This is a genomic window from Actinomadura barringtoniae (genome assembly GCF_017573505.1).
Lineage (GTDB): Bacteria > Actinomycetota > Actinomycetes > Streptosporangiales > Streptosporangiaceae > Spirillospora > Spirillospora barringtoniae.
Window position 1 is genome coordinate 73,889 of record NZ_JAGEOJ010000030.1, and the last position, 21,440, is coordinate 95,328.

Sequence of the window (21,440 nt, forward strand, 5' to 3'; positions counted from 1 at the left end):
CTTGAGGGGCTTCAGCCAGGTCATCGAGGAGTAGATCGTGCCGGAAACGCCCCACCTCGATATGCCTGCGCGCATCGGCCCGTACCAGGTGATGAGGCGCCTCGGCGAGGGCGGGATGGGCACCGTCTACCTCGGCCTGGGCGACGACGGCCGCAAGGTCGCGATCAAGGTGATCCGGCGGGAGTACGCGGCGGACGCGCAGTACCGGGCCCGCTTCGAGGCCGAGGTCAACGCGGCCCAGCGGGTGCGCCCGTTCTGCACCGCGCCCGTCCTGGACGCCGACCCCAAGGCCGACCCGCCCTATCTGGTCACCGAGTTCGTGTCCGGCGCGAGCCTGGACGCGGCGGTACGGCGCGACGGCAGGCTGAGCGGCGCCGACCTGGAGGCGCTGGCGGTCGGCATGGCCTCCGCGCTGACCGCGATCCACGACGCCGGGGTCGTGCACCGCGACCTGAAGCCCGCCAACGTGCTGCTGTCCCCGTACGGCCCGCGTGTGATCGACTTCGGCATCGCGCGGCACACGGACGCGACCCGGTTGACCGCGACCGGCGGCATCATCGGCACGCCCGCGTTCATGTCGCCCGAGCAGCTCACCGGCACGCCCGCGACCGCCGCCTCCGACGTGTTCGCCTGGGGCGCGACCGTGGCGTTCGCCGCGCGCGGCGCGACCTGCTTCACCGGCGACTCGATCCCGGCGATGATCCACCAGATCATGAGCGCCGAGCCCGACCTGAGCGGCCTGGACGGCGTCGTGCTCCAGGTCGTCCGCGAGGCCCTGTCCAAGGACCCGAAGGACCGCCCGACCGCGCAGCAGGTGCTGGAACGCCTGGTCTCCAGCTCCAAGTCCGCCTCGTCCCGGCCCGCGCCGCAGCAGACCCTGCCGCCGACACCCCAGCCGACTCCGCCGCCCACGCCCCAGCCCGTTCAGCAGAACCAGCCCGCGCCCGCTCAGCCGAACCAGTCGATCCTGCCGCCGCCCGCGATGAGCACCGACGACGCGGCCGCGCTGGTGGAACGGCAGTACCGGCAGGCCGCCGAGGCGGGGGACACGGCGGCGATGTACAACCTGGGCGTGCTGCTGAGCTGGCGCGGTCAGACCGCCGAGGCCGACTACTGGTACCAGCGGGCCCGGGGCAGCCAGCCCGGCTTCGCGCAGGGCGGCTACAACCAGGGCGCCTACACCCAGCCCTCGTACGGCCAGCAGGCCGCGTTCGCCCAGCCCGCCTACACGCAGCAGGGCTACACGGCGCAGGCCCCGGCCCAGCCCGGCTACAGCCACGCCGCGATCTACGCGGTGTCGTTCGGCGCGGTCGGCCTGCTCACCTGCGGGATCTCCTCCATCCCCGCGATCGTCGCCGGGCACATCGCCTGGTACAAGATCAGCCGCAACAAGCAGCGCGGGCTCGGCCTGGCGATCACGGGCATCGCGCTCGGCTGGGTCATGGTCGCGTTCTGGCTGCTGGTCGCGTTCGGCTGGTCGCTGCCCGACGAGGACCCGCCCGTCGGCGGCTGATCCCGCTCAGATCATCGGCTGACCCGACCCCTGACCACGACCGGTCAGGGGAGCGGGCGCACCCGGCTTCATGGGGCACCCTGTGTCCGTGCGGCCCGATCTCACTGGAACCCGGTTCCTCGGCCCGGCGGATCAGCCGCCCGCGCCAGGAGTGTCGATCATCGTTCTCACCTACCGCAGCGCGCGCTACATCGAGGCCTGCGTCGCCTCGCTGCGCAAGGCCATCGGGGAGGTCCCGGCCGAGCTGATCATCGTCGACAACGACTCCGGCGACGAGACGCCCGAGGTCGCGCGCACGGTGGCCCCGGACGCCCGCGTCGTCGAGACCGGCAACAACGGCGGCTTCGCCTACGGGATCCACGAGGGCGTGGACCGGGCACGCTTTCCATGGCTGGTGTTCGTCAACCCCGACGCGCAGCCCGCGCCGGGCAGCATCGCGGCGCTGCTGGACTGCGGGCTCGCCGACGAGCGGCGCGGCATCGTCGGCGGCCGGTGCGTCGCGGCCGACGGCTCGACCGACCCGCGCTCGTGGTGGGGGCGGCCGTCGCTGTGGTCGACGTTCTGCTTCGCCTCGATGCTCAGCACGCTCTTCCCCGGCAGCCGGGCGTTCGACCCCGAGTCGCCGCGGCCCTGGTCGGAACGCGCGACCGAGGCCCGCACCGCGCCGATCGTGACCGGCGGGTTCATGCTCGTGTCGCGCAAGCTGTGGGAGGAGACCGGCGGGTTCGACCGCGGCTTCTTCATGTACGGGGAGGACGCCGACCTGTGCCTGCGCGCGGCGGCCCTCGGCTACCGGCCGACCGTGACGGGTCAGGCCGCGTTCGTGCACGAGGGCGGCGGCTCGTCGACCAGCATCGGCAAGCTCAAGCTGCTGTTCACCGGCAAGGCCACCCTAGTGCGCCGCCACCTGCGCCCGGGCGCCCGCAGGCCCGCCGTGGCGCTCCTCGCGTCCGGCGTCCTCCTGCGCGCGACGCTAGGCCGGGTGCTGTCGGTACGCGCGCAGCGGCAGGGACGCCCCACCACCTCCGGCGATGACTGGCGCCGCCTCTGGGAGGCCAGGCGCGACTGGACGGGCGGATGGCCGCGCGGGTGACGGCCCGTTCAGGCTCGGCTGCTCTCGTCGCGTTGCCACGTCGAGTAGTCGCCGCGCCGCCGCGCCTGCCGCCTCCGGGCGATGACCGCCGCCGCGAGGAAGACGGCCACGTGCGGCGCCAGCCGCGGCTCGCGCTTGACCATCGCGACCAGGTCGGACGGGCTGGTCCGCGCCGATCCGCCGGGCTGGTCGAGCTCGGCGTTCTCCAGCTGCTCCACGCTCACGGCGGCCCGTTCGCGCCGCCGCAGCAGGTCGCCCCACGTGCGCGGCGGGTGGACGACGACGAACGCCGAGTCGACCACGGCCCGTTCCTTGGCGTCGAAGGCCAGCGAGGACGCCAGGTCGTCGGCCATCACCTGCGGGAGCGCGGCCAGCCTGGCGTGCCCCTCGCCCGTCACGCCGACGACGCCGCGCCCGAAGAGCCCGCGCCGCACCTCCGGCAGCCGCGTCCAGACCCGGTAGTACGAGCGGACCAGCGCGGGCCGTCCGGTCATGTCGAGGCGGCGGGCCGGGGCGACGGCGGCCACACCTGGCCGTGCCAGGGCCTCCGCCAGCGCCCGTACGTCGCCGGTCCGCAGCTCCACGTCGGCGTCCACGTACAGCCGGGGGAAGCCGCGCGCGGCCTCGTCGCCGACCCGCAGCGCGACCGCCTTGGACGCCTCGGGCGACTCGACCACCCGGACCGAGTCGCCGTACGCCGCCGCGACCTGCGCGGTCTCGTCGGTGCAGCCGTTCGGCACCACCACGATGTCGAGCTCACCGGGCTCGGCCTCGGCGAGCAGGCCGTCCAGCAGCCTGCCGATGACCCGTTCCTCGTTGTGCGCGGGGATCACGATGCTCACCACAACCGCCGAGTATGAACCACCGACATGAGCCCGGAGGAACCAATGGCCGAAGCCCGCATCCTCGCCAGCGCGGACGTCGACGAGCGCGCCTTGATCGGCGAGGGCACGACGGTCTGGCATCTGGCGCAGGTGCGCGAGGACGCCGCCGTCGGGCGCGACTGCATCATCGGCCGCGGCGCGTACGTGGGGCCCGGCGTGCGGCTCGGTGACCGGGTCAAACTCCAGAACCACGCGCTGGTGTACGAGCCCGCCGTGCTGGAGGACGGGGTGTTCATCGGCCCGGCGGTGGTCCTCACCAACGACATGTATCCGCGTTCGGCGGACGTGGACGGTGGCCTGAAGCGGCCTGGTGACTGGGACGCGCTCGGCGTGACCGTACGGGAGGGCGCGTCGGTCGGAGCCCGCGCCGTCGTCGTCGCCGGGCTCACGATCGGGCGGTACGCGCTCGTCGGCGCCGGCGCGGTCGTCACCCGCGACGTCCTCGACCACGCGCTCGTCGTCGGCAGCCCGGCCAAGCGGATCGGCTGGGTCGGCCGTGCGGGCGAGCCGCTCAAGGACGAGGGTGAGGGGCACTGGCTCTGCCCGCGCACCGGCGAGAAGTACGTGGAGATCGACGGGCGGCTCAGCCGGGCGCGGGACGCGTGAGTCGCGCTTCCAGATGACGCCCCTTCAGGTCAAGTCCTACTCCGGCCAATGGGGCTGCACAACTGTGATCCCCGCTTATAGTCGGAGTGCTTTCGAGTACGGGCTTTGTCGAGCCCGGTAGTCGGGGTGGACACGGGTTCTCGGTCAGGCATCCGTGGTTCTGCTCAACGGGTGGAGCCTGAGGGGAACTAATGCGCTGGTCGTGTGTGTCATGAATCGGGGAAAGACACGACGGGGCGCCGGGGGACCGGTCTTCGTCATACTGCTGTTCGCACTGGTCGCGGCGGGTGTAACCGCCCTGGCGACGCCGGCGGTACGGGCCGCCGCGGGTCCCTGCGACGCGGGCGGCAATCCCATCGCGTGCGAGAATTCCAAACCTGGATCACCGTCCTCGGAGTGGGAAAAGATCTCCGGCGGCGGACAGACGATCGAGGGCTTCTCGACGTCATTCAGCGTTAATGTCGGACAGCAGGTCGGGTTCAAAATAAAGACACCCGCGCGGTCCTACACCATCGACATCTACCGGATGGGCTATTACGGCGGTAATGGCGCCCGAAAGATCGCTTCGGTGTCTCCGTCGGCGTCCCTGCCGCAGACCCAGCCGAGCTGCCGGACCGACGACGCGACCGGTCTGATCGACTGCGGCAACTGGGGCGTCTCGGCGTCCTGGACGGTGCCCTCGACCGCCGTGTCGGGCATCTACTTCGCCCACATCACCCGCACCGACGGCACCGACGACGACAACCACATCCTGTTCGTCGTCCGCAACGAGGCCAGCCACTCCGACATGGTCTTCAAGACCTCCGACTCCACCTGGCAGGCCTACAACCGGTGGGGCGGCAACAGCCTCTACTTCGGCGACAGCACCGCCGCGCCCGGCCGGGCCGTCAAGGTCAGCTACAACCGGCCGTTCGACACCCGCGAGGGCACGCCGTGGGGCCGCGACTTCGTCTTCGCCAACGAGTACCCGATGGTCCGCTACCTGGAGGCCAACGGCTACGACGTCAGCTACATGAGCAGCTCCGACGTCGACCAGCGCGGAGCCCTCATCAAGAACCACAAGGTCTTCATGTCGGTCGGCCACGACGAGTACTGGTCGGGGACCGAGCGCGCCAACGTCGAGGCGGCCCGTGACGCGGGCGTCAACCTGGCGTTCTTCAGCGGCAACGAGGTCTTCTGGAAGACGCGGTGGGAGAACTCCACCGACGGCTCGAACACCTCGTACCGCACGCTGGTGACCTACAAGGAGACCCGCGACAACGCCAAGACCGACCCCACCCCGAACGTGTGGACGGGCAGCTGGCGTGACCCGCGCTTCAGCCCGCCCGCCGACGGCGGCCGCCCCGAGAACGGGCTGACCGGCACGATCTGGACGGTCAACTGCTGCGGCATCGCCATGAAGGTGCCCGCCGCCGACGGGAAGATGCGCTTCTGGCGCGGCACACAGATAGCCGGCCAGTCGGCCGGCGCCACCTGGACGCTGCCCGACCAGACGCTCGGGTACGAGTGGGACGAGGACATCGACAACGGGTCCAGACCCGCGGGCCTGGTCCAGATGTCGACGACCACGGCCGATGTGCCCGAGAAGCTCATCGACTACGGCAAGGACGTCGCGCCCGGCACCGCGACCCACCATCTGACGCTGTACCGGGCGCCGAGCGGCGCGCTGGTGTTCGGCGCCGGGACCGTGCAGTGGTCGTGGGGTCTGGACGCCGACCATGACGGGCCGTCCGAGGCGCCCACGGCACCCGACTCCAACATGCGGCAGGCGACCGTCAACCTGTTCGCCGACATGGGCGTGCAGCCGCTCACCCTGCAGACCGGGCTGAGCGCGGCGTCGGCGTCCACCGACCACACCGCGCCGACCTCGACGATCACCTCGCCGACGTCCGGCACGCAGATCGTGAACGGCCGCACCGTGACCGTCACCGGCACCGCGACCGACGGCGGTGGCGGCCAGGTCGGCGGCGTCGAGGTATCCACCGACGGCGGCACCACCTGGCACCCGGCGACGGGCCGCGCCTCGTGGACCTACAAGTTCGACGCGACCGGCAACGGGGCCGTCACGATCAAGACCAGGGCGACCGACGACAGCGGCAACATCGAGAACCCGGGTGCCGGGATCGGCGTGAGCGTCGCCTGCCCGTGCCATCTGTTCGGCGACTCGACCGTGCCCGCCAAGCCCGCCGACAGCGACACGACCTCGCTCGAGGCCGGTGTGAAGTTCACCCCGTCGGTGTCCGGCTGGGTGACGGGCATCCGCTTCTACAAGGGAACGGGCAACACCGGCACGCACACCGGCAGCCTGTGGGACACCACCGACAAGTCGCGGCTCGCGACGACGACGTTCACCAACGAGACCGCGTCCGGCTGGCAGTCGGCCGAGCTCCCGACGGCGATCGCCGTGACGGCCGGGCACACCTATGTCGTCTCCTACTTCGCACCGAACGGGCACTACGCGGCCGATCCGGACTACTTCTCCATCACGCCGCACGTCAGCCCGCCGCTGACAGCGCCGAAGGCCACCGACGACAACGGCAACGGCGTCTACAAGTCCGGTAGCGCCGGCTACCCCGAGCTCACCTACCACGGCGGCAACTACTACGTGGACGCCACGTTCGTGACGGTGAAGCCGCCGGACACGATGCCGCCCACGATCGTGGACAACGCCCCGTACGCGGGCTCGTCGAGCGTGAAGACCTCGACCAAGCCGACCGTGACGTTCAGCGAGCCCGTCCAGACGAGCACGCCGACGTTCACCGTCAAGAACGGGACGGACACCGTCGCGGGCTCGGCCAGCATGGACGCCTCGCGCACGGTCATGACGTTCACCCCGTCCGCCCAGCTGCCGAACGCCACCAAGCTGACGGCGACCGTCAGCGGGGCCAAGGACGACGCGGGCAACACCATGCAGGACTTCACCTACACCTTCACGACCGCCCAGGCCACACCGCAGCCGGGCAACTGCCCGTGCAGCATCTGGTCGGACGACACCACGCCCGCGATCGAGGGCGTGAACGACCCGAACGAGCTGGAGCTCGGCGTCCGCTTCACCGCCGACACCGACGGCTACATCAAGGGCATCCGCTTCTACAAGGGACGCAACAACGACGGCACCCACATCGGGACGCTGTGGACGACCGGCCAGCAGCAGCTCGCGAGCGCGACGTTCACGAGCGAGTCGACGCTCGGCTGGCAGGAGGTCCGCTTCTCCACCCCGGTCCAGGTGACCGCCAACACGACCTACATCGCCTCGTACCACACCACCAAGGGCTGGTACTCGGCCGACTACGGCGGCCTCGGCCGCGCGGCGGACAACCCGCCGCTGCACGCGCTCGCGGACGGCAACGGCGGCGGGAACGGCGTGTTCAAGTACGGCGCGCGCGGCTTCCCGAGCCAGTCGGCCGGCCAGACCAACTACTGGGTGGACGTGGTCTATGACCCGCCGCCGGACGTCACGCCGCCGACCGTCGCGGCCAAGAGCCCCGGCAACTCGGCCACCAGCGTGCCGACGAGCGGCAAGGTCAAGGTGACCTTCAACGAGCCCATCCGGTCGGGCAGCGCGACGTTCACCGTCGCCGGCCCGAGCGGCCAGGCGGTCGCGGGCAGCTCCGCGCTCGACTCCTCGGGCAGGGTCCTGACGTTCACCCCGTCCTCGGGGCTGGCGGCGGGCACCGCCTACACCGCGAGCGTGAGCGGGGCCAAGGACATCGCGGGCAACACGATGAGCGGCACCACGTCGTGGTCGTTCACCACGTCCGGCTCGTGCCCGTGCACGCTGTTCGCCAGCGACGCGACGCCGACCGTCGCCTCGTCCGGTGACAACGGCGCGGTCGAGCTCGGCGTGCGGTTCGTCGCCTCGCAGGACGGCTGGGTGTCGGGCGTGCGCTTCTACAAGGGCGCGAACAACACCGGCACGCACATCGGGACGCTGTGGAAGAACGACGGCACCAAGATGGCGACCGGCACGTTCACCGGCGAGACGGCCTCGGGCTGGCAGACGATGACGTTCTCCGCGCCCGCGCACATCACCGCGGGGGACGCCTACGTCGCCTCGTACTACGCGCCCAAGGGCAACTACGCGGTGGACGGCGGCTTCTTCAACAACGCCTACGTCAACGCGCCGCTGAGCGCACCGGACACCGGTTCGGCGAGCGGGAACGGGCTGTACATCTACAGCAACACCTCGCGGTTCCCGAACCAGACCTACGGTGGCGCCAACTACTGGGTCGACCCGATCTTCTCGGTCGCCTCGCCCGGTGACACCACGCCGCCGACGATCGACGCGGTCGGGCCGCCCGACGGGGCGACGAGCGTGCCGCGCGCGGTGCACCCGTCGGTCACCTTCGACGAGGACGTCCAGGGCAGCACGGTGCAGATGACCCTCACCGGCCCGGGCGGGGCGGCGGTCTCGGGCTCGCTGAGCTACGACTCGGCGAGCAAGACCTCCTCCTTCGTCCCGGACTCGCCGCTGGCCTGGAAGACGGCCTACACGGTGAAGGTGCAGGGCGCCAAGGACCTGGCGGGCAACACGATGTCGGGCTCGAAGACCTGGTCGTTCACCACGGCCAAGCAGACGACGCCCGGCACCTGTCCCTGCTCGATCTGGACGGACGAGGCGACGCCGCAGATCGCGGACGTGGACGACTCCAGCTCGGTCGAGGTCGGCACCAAGTGGAAGGCCGACTCGAACGGCTGGGTCACCGGGATGCGCTTCTACAAGGGCGTCGGCAACACCGGGACGCACGTCGGCAACCTGTGGAAGAAGGACGGGACCAAGCTCGCCACCGCGACGTTCTCCAACGAGTCGGCGGCCGGCTGGCAGGAGGTCACGTTCTCCACGCCGGTCCAGGTGACGGCGGGCGACACCTACGTGGTGTCCTACCTCGCCCCGAACGGCCACTACTCGGCGGACGTGGGCGGCTTCCAGAACGCCGGTGTCGACGCGCCGCCGCTGCACGCCCTGCAGAACGGGGCCGACGGAGCCAACGGCGTCTACGGCTACGGCTCCGGTGGCTTCCCGAGCAGCCCGTCCAGCTCCAACTACTGGATCGATGTCGTGTTCACCACAACCCAACCTTGAGGAGAACACCTTTGATGGAACCCATCGGCCTGGCCGTGATCGGCGCCGGCTACTGGGGACCGAACCTCGTGCGGACCGCGCAGGCCACTCCGGCTCTCAAGCTGGAGTGGCTGTGCGACCTGGACGAGGCGCGGGCCCGCGCCGTCCTCGGCCCCTACACGACCGTTCGGGCGACGTCGTCCTACCAGCGGGTGCTGGACGATCCGAACGTGGCCGCGGTGGCGATCGCCACCCCCGCGGCCACCCATTTCGACCTGGTGCGGGCGGCGCTGGAGGCCGGCAAGCACGTGCTGGTCGAGAAGCCGCTCACGCCGAGCGTTTCTGAGAGCGCCAAGCTGGTGAGGCTCGCCGAGCAGTCCGGGCTGGTGCTGATGTGCGACCACACCTACTGCTACACCCCGGCCGTACGGAAGATCCGCGAGCTGATCCACGGCGGCGAGATCGGCGACGTGCAGTTCGTCGACTCGGTGCGGATCAACCTCGGGCTGGTGCAGCCGGACGTGGACGTGCTGTGGGACCTGGCGCCGCACGACCTGTCGATCCTGGACTTCGTGCTGCCGCCGGACGTGACGGTCGAGGCCGTCGCCGCGCGCGGCAGCGACCCGATCGACGCCGGGCGGCTCTGCGTGGCGCACCTGTCGGTCCACCTGTCGACCGGCGTGATGGCGCACGTGCACGTCAACTGGCTCAGCCCGACCAAGATCCGGACCACGGTGATCGGCGGGTCGCGCCGCACGATCGTGTGGGACGACCTGAACCCGGTGCAGCGCCTGGCGGTGTACGACCGCGGCGTGGACCGGGCCGAGGCCAGCTCGCTCGGGCAGGACGAGCGGCACCAGGCCCTGATCTCCTACCGCGTCGGCGACATCCTCGTCCCGGCGCTGCCCGAACGCGAGGCGCTGCGCGAGGTCATGACCGAGCTCGCGGGCGCGATCAATGAGGGCCGCCCGGCCACCACCGACGGCGGCTCGGGCCTGCGGGTCGTCGGCCTGCTGGAGGCCGCCACGAGGAGCGTCGCGGCCGGCGGCGCGCTCGTTCAGGTAGAGAACGTCATAAGGGAGAACGCATGAGTGAGCGGAGCGAGCGCTCCGGGGGAGTGGGGGGTCGTCCCCCCTCGAGGAGGAGAGCATGATCGCTGGAGCCCGTGCCCTGGTGACCGGGGGAGCCGGGACCATCGGGTCCACCGTCGTCGACCAGCTGGTCGAGGCGGGCGCCGCCGAGGTCGTCGTCCTGGACGACTTCGTCAGGGGGCGGCGGGCCAACCTCGCGGGCGCCGCCGAGACCGGGCGGCTGCGCGTGGTCGAGGGCGACATCCGGGACGGCAGGCTCGTGCGGTCGCTGACCGCCGGGATGGACCTGGTCTTCCACCTGGCCGCGATCCGCATCACGCAGTGCGCCGAGGAGCCGCGGCTGGCGCTGGAGGTGCTGGTCGACGGCACGTACGAGGTGATCGAGGCGGCGGCCGACGCCGGGGTGCGCAAGGTCGTCGCGTCCTCGTCGGCGTCGGTGTACGGGATGGCCGAGCGGTTCCCCACGGCCGAGGACCACCATCCGTACGCCAACGACACCTTCTACGGCGCGGCCAAGGCGTTCAACGAGGGCATGCTGCGCAGCTTCCACACCATGCGCGGCCTGGACTACGTGGCGCTGCGCTACTTCAACGTCTACGGCCCGCGGATGGACGTGTACGGCGTCTACACCGAGGTGCTGATCCGCTGGATGGAGCGGATCGTGGAGGGCAAGCCGCCGCTCATCCTCGGCGACGGGCTCCAGACCATGGACTTCGTCTTCACCGAGGACATCGCCCGCGCGAACCTGCTCGCGGCCGAGGGCGAGGCGACGGGCGCGGTCTTCAACATCGGCAGCGGCACCGAGACCAGCCTGCGCGAGCTCGCCGACGCGCTGCTGCGGATCATGGACGCCGAGGACCTGGGCGTGGAGTACGGCCCGGCCCGCAAGGTCAACAACGTGGTCCGGCGGCTCGCCGACGTGTCCGCGGCGCAGCGCGAGCTCGGCTGGAAGGCGCAGATCGGGCTGGACGAGGGACTGCGGCGGCTCGTCGAGTGGTGGCGGGCCGAACGCCAGGAGCCCGTGTGATCGTCTACTTCGGGGGGACGGCCTACGACGGGGTCGCGGGGACCGACCGGCAGCTGGCCGACAGGCTCAGCGCGTTCACGCCGGTGCTGTACGTCGATCCGCCGGTGTCGGTGCTGACGCCGCTGCGGCAGCCGCAGCTCGCCGGCTCGCTGCGCGGATCGACGCTGCGGAAGGTCACCCCGCGCCTGTGGAGGCTGTGCCCCCGGGTGCTGCCCGGCGCGTACCGGAGCGGCATGCACCATCTCACCGCCGCGCTCGTCCGCCGATCCGCCCGGCAGGCGGCGCGACGGCTGGCGGCCACGCTCGGCGACACCGTGTCGGCGGTGGTCGTCGCGACGCACATCGAGACGCTCGGCGCGGTGCCGGGCGCCCGGACCGTCTACTACGCCACCGACGACCTGGTCGCCGGGGCCGGGCTGATCAGGCTGCCCCGGCGCCGGCTGGCCGCCGTACGGGACCGGATGATCGCGCGTGCCGACGAGGTGGCGGTGGTGTCGCCGCCGCTGCGCGACCAGTTCCGCCAGCGCGGCTGCGAGGCGGTGCTGATCCCGAACGGCTGCGCGCCCGAGGCCTACACCGGCATCGACGACGCGCCCTGGCCGGACGACGTGCCGAGGTTCGACCGGCCCGCCGTCGGGTTCGCCGGGCACATCAACGCGCGCATCGACCTCGGGCTGCTGGAGGCGGTGGCCGGGGCCGGGCATCCGCTGCTGCTGGTCGGCCCGCATGACGCCGCGTACGAGCCGGAACGGTTCCGCGCCCTGACCGACCGGCCGAACGTCTGCTGGACCGGTCGAAAGAGCTTCGCCGAGCTGCCCGCCTACCTCGGCACGATCCGGGTGGGCCTCACGCCCTACCGGCTGGACGACTTCAACCGCGCCAGCTTCCCGATCAAGACCCTGGACTATCTGGCGGCCGGGCGCGGCGCGGTCTCGACCGACCTGCCCGCGACGCGGTGGCTGCGCGCGTTCGAGGACGGCGAGGACCTCATCAGGTCCGCGTCCACCGTCCGCGAGTTCGTGCACGCCGTGGACCTGGAGCTGGCCGCCGAACCGACGCCCGAGCTGGCCGGGCGACGCCGCGCGTTCGCCGGGCGGCACGACTGGACGCACCGCGCCCGCGCCTTCGCGCGGCTGCTGAACATCGACCCTTCCGCCGAGCAACACACCGATCGACAGGAGGAACCGGCACCGTGATCCCGGTGATCAGGCCCGTGCTGGGCGAGGAGGAGGCCGCCGCGGTCGCCGCGGTCGTACGGTCGGGCTGGGTGGCCCAGGGACCGCGCGTCACGGCGTTCGAGCACGCCTTCGCCGAACGCGTCGGCGCCGCCCACGGCGTGGCCACCTCCTCCTGCACCACCGCGCTGCACCTGGCGCTGCTGCTGGCGGGCGCCGGCCCCGGCGACGACGTCGTCGTGCCGTCGCTGTCGTTCATCGCCACCGCCAACGTCGTCCGGCACGCGGGCGCCAACGTCGTCTTCGCCGACGTGGACCCGGTGACCGGCAACCTCACCGCCAAGACCGTCGAGGCGGTGCTCACCCCGCGCACCCGCGCGGTGATCCTGGTCGACCAGGCCGGGGTGCCGGCCGACCTGGACGCGCTGCGTGCCATCTGCGAGCCGCAGGGCGTCGTGGTGATCGAGGACGCGGCGTGCGCCGTCGGCTCGGTCTACCGCGGGCGGCCGGTCGGCGCGGGCGCCGAGCTCGCCGCCTGGTCGTTCCACCCGCGCAAGCTCCTCACGACCGGCGAGGGTGGCATGCTCACCGTCGCTGATCAGGCACGGGCGCAGCGGGCGCGGCGGCTGCGCGAGCACGGCATGAGCGTCAGCGCGGCCGACCGGCACGGCAGCGCGAAGGTGGTCATCGAGGAGTACGAGGAGACCGGCTTCAACTACCGGATGACCGACCTGCAGGCGGCGATCGGCCTGGTCCAGCTGACCCGGCTGGACGCGATCATCGCGCGGCGCCGGGAGCTCGCCGCGCGGTACCAGCGGCTGTTCGCGGCCGTGCCGGGCATCGCCTGCGTGCGCGACCCCGCCTACGGGCGCACCAACTACCAGTCGTTCTGGATCATGCTGCCGGACGACTACCCGATCGGCCGCGACGCGCTGCTGCAGCGGCTGATGGACGCGGGGATCTCGGCGCGGCGCGGGATCATGGCCGCGCACCGGGAGCCCGCCTACGACGGCGTGCCGGCCGACCTGCCGGTGACCGACCGGTTCTCCGCGCGCTCGCTGATCCTGCCGCTGTTCCACGAGATGACGGCGGACGAGCAGGACCGGGTCGTCGAGGTGGTGGCGGCCCGCCTATGAGAGTTCTGGTCTATCCGCACGCGATGGAGATCGGCGGCAGCCAGCTCAACGCGATCGAACTGGCCGGCGCGGTCCGCGACCTGGGCCACGAGGTGGTCGTCGCGGGCGAGCCCGGTCCCCTCGTGGAGCGGGTCCTGGAGGCCGGGATCGAGCACGTTCCGCTGGATCCGGGGCGGCGGCGGCCGTCGGTGTCGACGGTCCGGCTGCTGCGGCGGCTGGTCGCCGAGCGCGGCTTCGACATCGTGCACGGGTACGAGTGGCCTCCCGGGCTGGAGGCCTTCTACGCGGCGCGGTCGCGTGCGGGCTCGGCGGCGGTCTGCACGGTGATGTCGATGTCGGTCGCGCCGTTCCTGCCGCCGTCGCTGCCGCTGGTGGTCGGCACCGGCCAGATCAGGCGGTCGGTCCTGGACCGGCGGGGGAGCCGTCCGGGCGCGGTGCACCTGATCGAGCCGCCGGTGGACGTGCGGGCGAACTCGCCGGGCCATCCGGTCAAGGCCTTCCGTTCGCGGTTCGGGCTTGAGCCGGGGCCGATCGACGTGGTCGTGGTCTGCCGGTTGGTCGCCGAGCTGAAGCTGGAGGGGCTGCTGACGGCGATCGAGGTGACGGGCCGGCTCGCGGGCGAGCTGCCGCTGCGGCTGATCATCGTGGGGGACGGGCCGAGCCGCGACGTGGTCGAGGCGCGCGCCGCCGAGGTCAACCGGCGCGCGGGCCGCCAGGCGGTCGTGCTGACCGGCTCGATCGACGACCCGCGGCCCGCGTACGCGGCGGCGTCCATCGCGCTCGGCATGGGCGGGTCGGCGCTGCGCGCGATGGCGTTCGCCCGGCCGCTCATCGTTCAGGGGGAACGGGGCTTCTTCGAGCTCCTCACCCCGGAGACGAGCGCCACGTTCCTTGAGCAGGGCTGGTACGGCGTCGGCGGCGAAGGCGCCGCCACCCTCGAACTGCTGCTGCGCGAGCTGGCCGCCGACGAGGGCCGCCGCAAGGAGCTGGGCGACTACGGGCGTGAGGTGGTCACCGGCAGGTTCAGCCTTGAGCGCGCCGCCCGCGTCCAGGAGACGATCTACGAAGAGGCGCTGGCGGCCCGGGCCGCACCGGCCGTCGCCGAACGCTGGGACGTGGCCGCCTCCGCGGGCCGCGTCCTGGCCTACAAGGTCGCGCGCAAGGCACGCCGCCTCCGCGGCTCCGCCGCCCGCGACGACTTCAACGCGGTGGCCAAGTGATGAAGGAGCGGTTGCCGGGGGGTCTGGGGGGTCGTCCCCCCAGGAAGACACGTCTGACGGTGGGCGACGAGGACTCCTTGTTCGGCAAGGCGTCGCGGGCCCTCGGCTGGAGCCTGGTCAACACGGCCGCGGCACGGCTCGGAACGCTGGCCATCGGCATCGCGCTCGCCCGGCTGCTCGGACCCAAGGAGTTCGGCGTCTTCGCGGTCGCGATGGTCGCGCTGCTGGCCGTGCTGAGCTTCCACGAGCTGGGCGTGAGCCTGGCGATCGTGCGCTGGCCCGGCGACCCGCGCGAGATCGCCCCCACGGTCGCGACGATCTCGGTGGCGTCCAGCGTCGTGATCTACGCCGGGTGCTACCTCGGCGCGCCCGCGTTCGCCTCCGCGATGGGCGCGCCGGCGGCGACCGGCGTGATCAGGCTGCTCACGCTCAGCGTCGTCGTCAGCGGGCTCGTCGCCGTCCCGGCGGCGCTGCTGCAGCGCGGCTTCCGGCAGGACCGCAAGATGCTCGCCGACCAGGTCAACAACTGGGGCGGCGCGGTCGTGTCGATCGCGCTCGCCGCGACCGGCACCGGGGCGATGAGCCTGGCGATCGGGCGGCTGGTCGGGGCCACCGCCTCGGCGCTGCTGCTGGTGAAGGCCTCACCCGAGCCGCTGCGGTTCGGCTTCGACGTCGAGAAGGCGCGGGCGCTGCTGCGGTTCGGGCTGCCGCTGGCCGGGTCGAGCGTCGTCGTCTTCGCCGTCGCCACCGTCGACCAGCTGGTCGTCGGCAACGTGCTCGGCGCGACCGCGCTCGGCTTCTACGTGCTGGCGTTCAACCTGTCCAACTGGCCGGTCACCATGTTCTCCCAGCCGGTCCGCAGCGTCGCGCCCGCCGCGTTCGCCCGCCTGCAGCACGATCCGCCCAAGCTGCGCGGTGCGTTCCTGTCCACCCTCGGCCTGCTCGCCGGGCTGACCCTGCCGATCTGCCTGCTGCTGTCCGGCGCGGCCCAGCCGCTGATCAGGCTGGTGTACGGATCGCAGTGGGGGCCCGCGGCCGACGCGTTGCAGTGGCTGGCGATCCTGGGCGGGCTGCGGATCATGTTCGAGCTGATGTACGACTACTTCGTCGTGCTGGCCCAGTCCCGCGCGGTGTTCACCATCCAGCTCATCTGGCTGGTCGTGCTCACCCCCGCGCTGGTCGCGGGCGCCAGGCTGTGGGGCATCCCGGGCGTCGGTGCCGCGCACGTCGCGGTCGCCGCGCTCGTCGTCCTGCCGCTCTACCTCTGGGAGCTGCACCGGGACGAGATCTCGGTGACCTCCGTGCTGGCACGGCTCGCGCCGCCCGCGCTGGTCGCCGCGGCGGTCGGGCTGGCCGCCGTCGCCGCCCACCTGGCGATCCCGCTCGACCTGATCGCGCTCGGCGTCGCCGGCACGGTCGCGCTCGCGGCGATCGCGCTGTTCTTCCACCGGACCCGAGGCACCCTCAGCGGGCTGCGAACCTTGGAGGGCGCCGATGCCGGCTCCGCGTGACCTGGTGATCGTCGGCGCGGGCGGCTTCGGCCGCGAGACCGCGCAGGCCGTGACCGCCATGCCCGAGTGGAACCTGCTGGGCTACGCCGACGACGACCCCGCCCGGATCGGCACCGCGGTCGACGGCGTGCCGATCCTGGGCAACGCCAAGGAGGTCGCGGCCGAACGTCCCGGCGCCCGGCTGGTCGTCTGCACGGGGAGCCCCGGCGACTACGCCAGCCGAGGCCGGATCGTGCGGCGGCTCGGCCTGCCGGAATCGCGCTACGCCACCCTGGTCCACCCCGCCGCCTGGGTGTCGCCGACCTCGCGCATCGGCCCCGGCTCGGTCCTGCTGGCCCAGACGGTGCTGACCGCCGCCGTCCGGGTCGGCGCGCACGTCGCGATCATGCCGCACGTGACGCTGACCCACGACGACGTGATCGAGGACCTGGTCACGATCGCCGCCGGGGCCCGGCTGAGCGGCGGCGTCCGGGTGTGCTCCGGCGCGTACGTCGGCACGGGCGCGCTCGTCCGCCAGGGCGTCACCATCGGCGCGGGCGCCCTGATCGGCATGGGCGCGGTCGTTCTCGACGACGTACCACCAGGTGAGGTGTGGATCGGCTCCCCAGCGCGATATCTGCGGCCGTCGCCGCACCACCGAAAGGAAGAACGAGCATGACCGACGTCCCCTTCGTTGACCTGGCCGCCGCGCACGCCGAGGTGGAGCGGCAGGTACGGGCGGGATTCGATCGCGTCCTCGCCACGACGGCGTTCGTGAACGGCGAGGACGTCGAGTCGTTCGAACGCGAGTACGCCCACCTGTGCCACGCCGAGCACTGCGTCGGCGTGGGCAACGGCACCGACGCCCTGGAACTGGCCATGCGCGCGTTGGGCGTGGGCCCGGGCTCGGAAGTGATCCTCCCGGCCAACACCTTCGTGGCGACCGCCGAGGCGGTGGTCCGGGCGGGTGCGATGCCCGTCCTGGTGGACGTGGACGACCAACGCCTGCTCATGGACCCCGCGAGGACGGCCGACGCCGTCGGACGGGCCACCGGCGCGATCGTGCCCGTCCACCTCTACGGGCGCCTGGCCGGCGTCGAGGACTTCCTGGACTTCGGTCCTCCCGTTCTGGAGGACGCGGCCCAGTCCCAGGGCGCCGAACGCGACGGCACGGGCCTGTTCGGCGCGATCGCCGCCACGAGCTTCTACCCCGGCAAGAACCTCGGCGCGTACGGCGACGGCGGAGCGGTCGTGACCGATTCCGACGAACTCGCCAGGAAGGTCCGGCTGCTGCGGGACCATGGGAGCGAGCGGAAGTACCACCACGAGATCGTGGGCTTCAACTCGCGGCTGGACACCCTGCAGGCGGTGGTCCTCCGGGCCAAGCTGCGCCGCCTCGCCGGGTGGAACGAGCAACGGCGCACGGCGGCGGCCCGCTACCACGAGCTGCTCGCCGACCTACCGGACGTCGTCCTGCCGCCCCCGGCGGGCGAGGACCACGTCTGGCACCTGTACGTCATCCGTGTTCCCCGGCGGGACGAGGTCGCCGGGAGACTGGGCGAACTGGGGGTGCGGACCGGCGTTCACTATCCGGTGCCGGTGCACCTCCAGCCGGCGTTCCGCCATCTGGGCCACGCCCCGGGCGACTTCCCGGTGGCCGAGGCGGCCGCCGGGGAGATCCTGTCGCTGCCGATGTTCCCTCAGATCACCGAGGAACAGCAGCTGCAGGTCGCCGACGCCCTGCGCAAGTCCCTCGGCTGAAGGGGTTCCGCATGCGAAAGCTACTCCTGCTCGTCCCGGCCATCGCGCTCTGCGCGGCGTCGGGCTGCTCGGGCGACGACAAGCCCGCCGCGAAGGCGAACGGCCAGGCGCCGTCGCCGGCTCCGCCGCCCGCCAACGCGGTCCCCGCGCCGCCACTGGTCCTGAAGACCCCGGCCCCGACGGGCGGCGAGGGCGCGAGCATCACGTGGCCCACGCTCGCCACCACCGGCGTTCCCCGCGGCCGCAAGCTGAAGCCGAGCGGCCCCATCACGGTGAGCAAGCCCGGCACCGTCATCGACGGCCTCCTGGTGAGCACCGAGATCAACGTCGTGGCCAGCAACGTGACGATCCGCAACACCCACCTCGTGGGCGCGGGCCAGTGGGGCATCATCCAGCGCAAGGGCGCCTCGGGGCTGCGCGTGGAGAACTCCGAGATCAACGGGGACGGCCGCACCAAGGTCCAGTACGGCATCGTCAACCAGGGCGGCATGATCACCGTGCGCAAGACCCAGGTCCACACCGTCAGCAACGGCATCAACACCGATCACGGCCTCATCGAGGACAACGTGATCCGCCAGCTGAAGGAGTTCCCGAAGGACCACGTGACGGGCGTCCAGTCCAACAGCGGTCCCGCGCCCGGCCTGTCCCTGGTGGTCCGCCACAACGTGATCCTCAACCCGGTGTCGCAGACGTCCGCGATCTCCATCTACCAGGACTTCGGCCGCGCGCACGACGTGACGATCGAAGGCAACTACCTGGCGGGCGGCGGCTACGCGCTCTACGGCGGCAAGGGACGCTTCGGCCCGTCCTTCAACATCAAGGTCGTGCGCAACATCTTCAGCCGTTCCGTCTTCAAGAAGGGCGGCTTCTTCGGCCCGGTCACCGCGTTCGAGGCCCGGGGCAAGGGCAACCTCTGGCAGGGCAACATCTGGGCCGAGACCGGCAGACCCGTGACCCCCTGACAAGCAGGCCGGGGTCACACCTGAGGAGTGACTCCGGCCTGCTTCTCGTGGGTGAGCCGCCAGAGGGCGCCGCAGCAGCCCAGGACCAGGAACATCAGGTTCGCGACCATCGGGAAGCTGAAGGCGTCGAACGTACCGAAGGAGAACAGCGCCACCGCCATCGAGGCGGCGAAGCACTGCGCCATGTGGCGTACCTCGGGATCGGTGCTGGCGCGGCGGGCTGAACGGGCCATGAACCAGCCGGACAGGATCACGGTGAGGAGCACCAGCAGGCCCACGATGCCCGTCTCGACCAGCGACAGCAGGTACTGGTTGTCCAGGATGCGGTACGTCTTGGGCAGGTAGGTGCCGAAGCCCCGGCCCAGCCACGGCTTATGGACGACGGTCGTGCCGAGCACCACGTAGTCGTTGGTGCGGGTGACGGTGCTGGAGTCCGAGCCGATGTCGGTGACCAGGTTGGTCAGCGTGCCGATGAGGCCGGGGACGACGGCGCGGAGGGCGACCATGAGGACGCCCAGGACCAGGATCGCCGTGACGCGCCAGATCGCCGGCCAGATCGGCAGGATGACCACGCACACCACGGCCAGGCCCAGGACCGCCGAACGCGAGACGGTCATCGGCAGGACCATCAGGATCAGGAAGACCAGGACCCAGCGCCGCCCCTTCTTGCCCTCGGGGGCGTAGACGGCGCCGTGGACGGCCAGGGGCAGGAGCATCGCCAGCACCACGCCGAACTCGATCGGGTGGGTGGCGGTCGCCATGGGCCGGTTGAACTCGTCGCGGGCCAGCAGCGAGGTGTACTGGGTGGCCGTCGTGAGGCCGGGGAAGGCCAGGTGACCGGCCAGGTCCAGCCCGGTGAAGAACTGGATGCCGCCCAGCACCGCGATGATGCCGCCGCCCGTGACCAGCCGTCGCCGTACGGCCTCCAGCCGGTCGATGCGGGGGATGCCGTCGGCGGCCAGGAGCGCGACCCCGGCCCAGCCCGCGGTGAGGATGAGGCCCCGGTCGGCGGCGTTGGACTCCAGGCCGGGCAGCGGCCGGGTCATCGCGGCGGCGTAGGAGGCCAGCATCGCGCAGACGAAGAGGACCACGAGGGTCCGGACGGGCTGGGTGCCGCGCACCGGCGTGGTGCGGGCCGTGATCATCGCGCTGATGTACCAGAACAGGCAGAGCACGGCCATGATCCCGGCCGGCGTTCCGGCGGCGCCCAGCGGGCCCACCACGAAGCGGGCCGGGACCACGGTCAGCACGATGACGAACAGGCTGAGGACGGTGACGCCGTCCACCTGCCCGAGGAGGGGACGGGACGCCGCCGCGGTCCGGCCGGCGGAGAGGGAGAGCGACATGGCCCTACGCGTCCGGCTCCGACATCGAGGACCGGCGTCTCGGGACGTTCCCGTTCGACATCGTCGGAACGCCCGACGAGCGCGGGCGAGGACGGGCCGTGACGCCGCGCCGGCCGGGACCGTCGAGGTCGGAACGGCCGCGCTTGCGGCGTTCGGACAGGACCTCGGCGAAGAGCGGGACCGCGACCGTGATGACCAGCCCCAGGAAGAGCACCATCACGATGAGGCGGAGCTTGTCGGTGGACGCCCGGGCCGCCTTGGGGCTCGAGCTGATGAGGTTCATCTTGATCTGGGCCTTGGGGGAGACGCTCTCCTGAGCCTGCAGGTGGGTGAGCTTCTGCGGCACCATGGCGATCAGCGAGTCGAGCGTCTTCTTGGTGTCGCTCGCGTCGGTGCCGGTGACCTCGATCGCCAGGACGGGACCGGCGGAGTCGGGGGCCACACCGACCATGTAGGTGGAGGTCAGGCCCTGGGTCTTCAGGTCCTGGGCGGTCTTCTCGTCCATCATCTCCCGGCCGAGGACCTCGGCGGTCACGGTGAGGGAGCTGTCGAAGACCAGCCACGGGTTGCCGCCCGCCTGCTTGGCCTGGACGGGCGAGGCCAGCAGGACGCCGGTCGCCTTGGCCTTGTAGGTCCACGGCGTGGCGACGGCGATGTAGCCGGTCCCGATGAGTGCCAACAGCAGGAGCGGCACGGTGAGCCACCAGCGCCGCAGGAGCGTTCCCAGCCAGTCGAGCAGATCCACCGGTCCCCCTTATGAGCCACTGTTGATGACGTGGCCGGTAGCGATGCGGTTGGCCGGGGCGCCCGATCTGGCCACACCCGGCGAGCGGCCGCCGCCGGTGTCCTGTCCGTGCCACGATGTGACGTACTTGGGGGACAGGAGCGGCTTGTGGCGGTTCGAGATTTCTTCGGCGCGCTGGTGCGCAACCCGCTGGTGGTGCTGCTGATCGCGGCGCTCACGGCGATCCCGCTGGTGCGGGTCGAGCTCACGCCACCCCGGTACCAGGCACGCTCGGTGGTGACGTTCCTGTCGCCCGCCGCGCCGTTCCCGCGGAACGCGTTCGCCAGCTT

General features: G+C 71.8%; 16 protein-coding genes. 13 read left to right on the forward strand and 3 right to left on the reverse strand.

The window, feature by feature from the left end:
- Positions 1-37: 37 nt before the first annotated feature.
- Both J4573_RS48290 and J4573_RS48295 read left to right on the forward strand, forming a co-directional pair.
- A complete protein-coding gene (locus J4573_RS48290) occupies positions 38-1,513 on the forward strand; it encodes a protein kinase domain-containing protein (RefSeq protein WP_208263184.1) in 1,476 nt (491 codons plus the stop codon).
- A gap of 88 nt (positions 1,514-1,601) precedes the next feature.
- The gene (locus J4573_RS48295) at positions 1,602-2,606 is read left to right on the forward strand and encodes a glycosyltransferase family 2 protein (protein ID WP_208263185.1); all 1,005 of its coding nucleotides are present in this window, start codon (positions 1,602-1,604) and stop codon (positions 2,604-2,606) included.
- Between the two features lie 8 nt (positions 2,607-2,614).
- On the opposite strand, the gene J4573_RS48300 is transcribed toward J4573_RS48295, so the two are convergent.
- Entirely contained in the window at positions 2,615-3,451 is an 837-nt protein-coding gene (locus tag J4573_RS48300) for a glycosyltransferase family 2 protein (RefSeq protein WP_208263186.1), read from the reverse strand.
- Positions 3,452-3,493: 42 nt separating this feature from the next.
- Here J4573_RS48300 and J4573_RS48305 point away from each other — a divergent pair, with 42 nt between their 5' ends.
- The 11 genes from J4573_RS48305 (at position 3,494) to J4573_RS48355 (ending at position 19,020) form a co-directional block, all read left to right on the forward strand.
- Positions 3,494-4,096 (forward strand): acyltransferase, encoded by a 603-nt coding sequence (locus J4573_RS48305; RefSeq protein ID WP_208263187.1) that lies wholly within the window; start codon positions 3,494-3,496, stop codon positions 4,094-4,096.
- A gap of 211 nt (positions 4,097-4,307) precedes the next feature.
- On the forward strand, positions 4,308-9,179 hold the full coding sequence (locus tag J4573_RS48310; RefSeq protein WP_307797504.1) for a DUF4082 domain-containing protein: 4,872 nt from the start codon (positions 4,308-4,310) through the stop codon (positions 9,177-9,179).
- A 14-nt stretch (positions 9,180-9,193) separates the two neighbouring features.
- A complete protein-coding gene (locus J4573_RS48315) occupies positions 9,194-10,249 on the forward strand; it encodes a Gfo/Idh/MocA family protein (RefSeq protein WP_208263189.1) in 1,056 nt (351 codons plus the stop codon).
- Between the two features lie 58 nt (positions 10,250-10,307).
- A complete protein-coding gene (locus J4573_RS48320; RefSeq protein WP_208263190.1) occupies positions 10,308-11,276 on the forward strand; it encodes an NAD-dependent epimerase/dehydratase family protein in 969 nt (322 codons plus the stop codon).
- Entirely contained in the window at positions 11,273-12,472 is a 1,200-nt protein-coding gene (locus J4573_RS56490) for a glycosyltransferase (RefSeq protein WP_208263191.1), read from the forward strand. Before J4573_RS48320 ends, J4573_RS56490 begins: the two co-directional genes overlap by 4 nt.
- Positions 12,469-13,587: a DegT/DnrJ/EryC1/StrS family aminotransferase gene (locus J4573_RS48330; protein WP_208263192.1), complete on the forward strand. Its 1,119-nt coding sequence runs from the start codon at positions 12,469-12,471 to the stop codon at positions 13,585-13,587. Before J4573_RS56490 ends, J4573_RS48330 begins: the two co-directional genes overlap by 4 nt.
- On the forward strand, positions 13,584-14,807 hold the full coding sequence (locus J4573_RS48335; protein ID WP_208263193.1) for a glycosyltransferase: 1,224 nt from the start codon (positions 13,584-13,586) through the stop codon (positions 14,805-14,807). Before J4573_RS48330 ends, J4573_RS48335 begins: the two co-directional genes overlap by 4 nt.
- Positions 14,808-14,866: 59 nt before the next feature.
- On the forward strand, positions 14,867-16,318 hold the full coding sequence (locus J4573_RS48340; RefSeq protein ID WP_208263194.1) for a lipopolysaccharide biosynthesis protein: 1,452 nt from the start codon (positions 14,867-14,869) through the stop codon (positions 16,316-16,318).
- The gene (locus tag J4573_RS48345) at positions 16,302-16,976 is read left to right on the forward strand and encodes an acetyltransferase (RefSeq protein ID WP_208263195.1); all 675 of its coding nucleotides are present in this window, start codon (positions 16,302-16,304) and stop codon (positions 16,974-16,976) included. Before J4573_RS48340 ends, J4573_RS48345 begins: the two co-directional genes overlap by 17 nt.
- Positions 16,973-18,058 carry a DegT/DnrJ/EryC1/StrS family aminotransferase gene (locus J4573_RS48350; protein ID WP_208263196.1) on the forward strand — a complete coding sequence of 362 codons (1,086 nt, stop codon included), beginning with the start codon at positions 16,973-16,975 and terminating at the stop codon, positions 18,056-18,058. Before J4573_RS48345 ends, J4573_RS48350 begins: the two co-directional genes overlap by 4 nt.
- 11 nt (positions 18,059-18,069) lie before the next feature.
- Positions 18,070-19,020 carry a right-handed parallel beta-helix repeat-containing protein gene (locus tag J4573_RS48355; protein WP_208263197.1) on the forward strand — a complete coding sequence of 317 codons (951 nt, stop codon included), beginning with the start codon at positions 18,070-18,072 and terminating at the stop codon, positions 19,018-19,020.
- Between the two features lie 14 nt (positions 19,021-19,034).
- On the opposite strand, the gene J4573_RS48360 is transcribed toward J4573_RS48355, so the two are convergent.
- A complete protein-coding gene (locus tag J4573_RS48360) occupies positions 19,035-20,366 on the reverse strand; it encodes an O-antigen ligase family protein (protein WP_208263198.1) in 1,332 nt (443 codons plus the stop codon).
- 4 nt (positions 20,367-20,370) lie between these two features.
- Complete coding sequence (locus J4573_RS48365; protein ID WP_208263199.1) at positions 20,371-21,111, reverse strand: YveK family protein; 741 nt, start codon at positions 21,109-21,111, stop codon at positions 20,371-20,373.
- Positions 21,112-21,440 lie beyond the last annotated feature (329 nt).

Bases quoted from the DNA above. Each gene is read 5' to 3' on its own strand.
- J4573_RS48305 (WP_208263187.1), top strand. From the start codon at position 3,494: ATGGCCGAAGCCCGCATCCTCGCCAGCGCGGACGTCGACGAGCGCGCC.
- J4573_RS48310 (WP_307797504.1), top strand. From the start codon at position 4,308: ATGAATCGGGGAAAGACACGACGGGGCGCCGGGGGACCGGTCTTCGTC.
- J4573_RS48315 (WP_208263189.1), top strand. From the start codon at position 9,194: ATGGAACCCATCGGCCTGGCCGTGATCGGCGCCGGCTACTGGGGACCG.
- J4573_RS48320 (WP_208263190.1), top strand. From the start codon at position 10,308: ATGATCGCTGGAGCCCGTGCCCTGGTGACCGGGGGAGCCGGGACCATC.
- J4573_RS48335 (WP_208263193.1), top strand. From the start codon at position 13,584: ATGAGAGTTCTGGTCTATCCGCACGCGATGGAGATCGGCGGCAGCCAG.
- J4573_RS48345 (WP_208263195.1), top strand. From the start codon at position 16,302: ATGCCGGCTCCGCGTGACCTGGTGATCGTCGGCGCGGGCGGCTTCGGC.
- J4573_RS48350 (WP_208263196.1), top strand. From the start codon at position 16,973: ATGACCGACGTCCCCTTCGTTGACCTGGCCGCCGCGCACGCCGAGGTG.
- J4573_RS48355 (WP_208263197.1), top strand. From the start codon at position 18,070: ATGCGAAAGCTACTCCTGCTCGTCCCGGCCATCGCGCTCTGCGCGGCG.
- J4573_RS48360 (WP_208263198.1), bottom strand. From the start codon at position 20,366: ATGTCGCTCTCCCTCTCCGCCGGCCGGACCGCGGCGGCGTCCCGTCCC.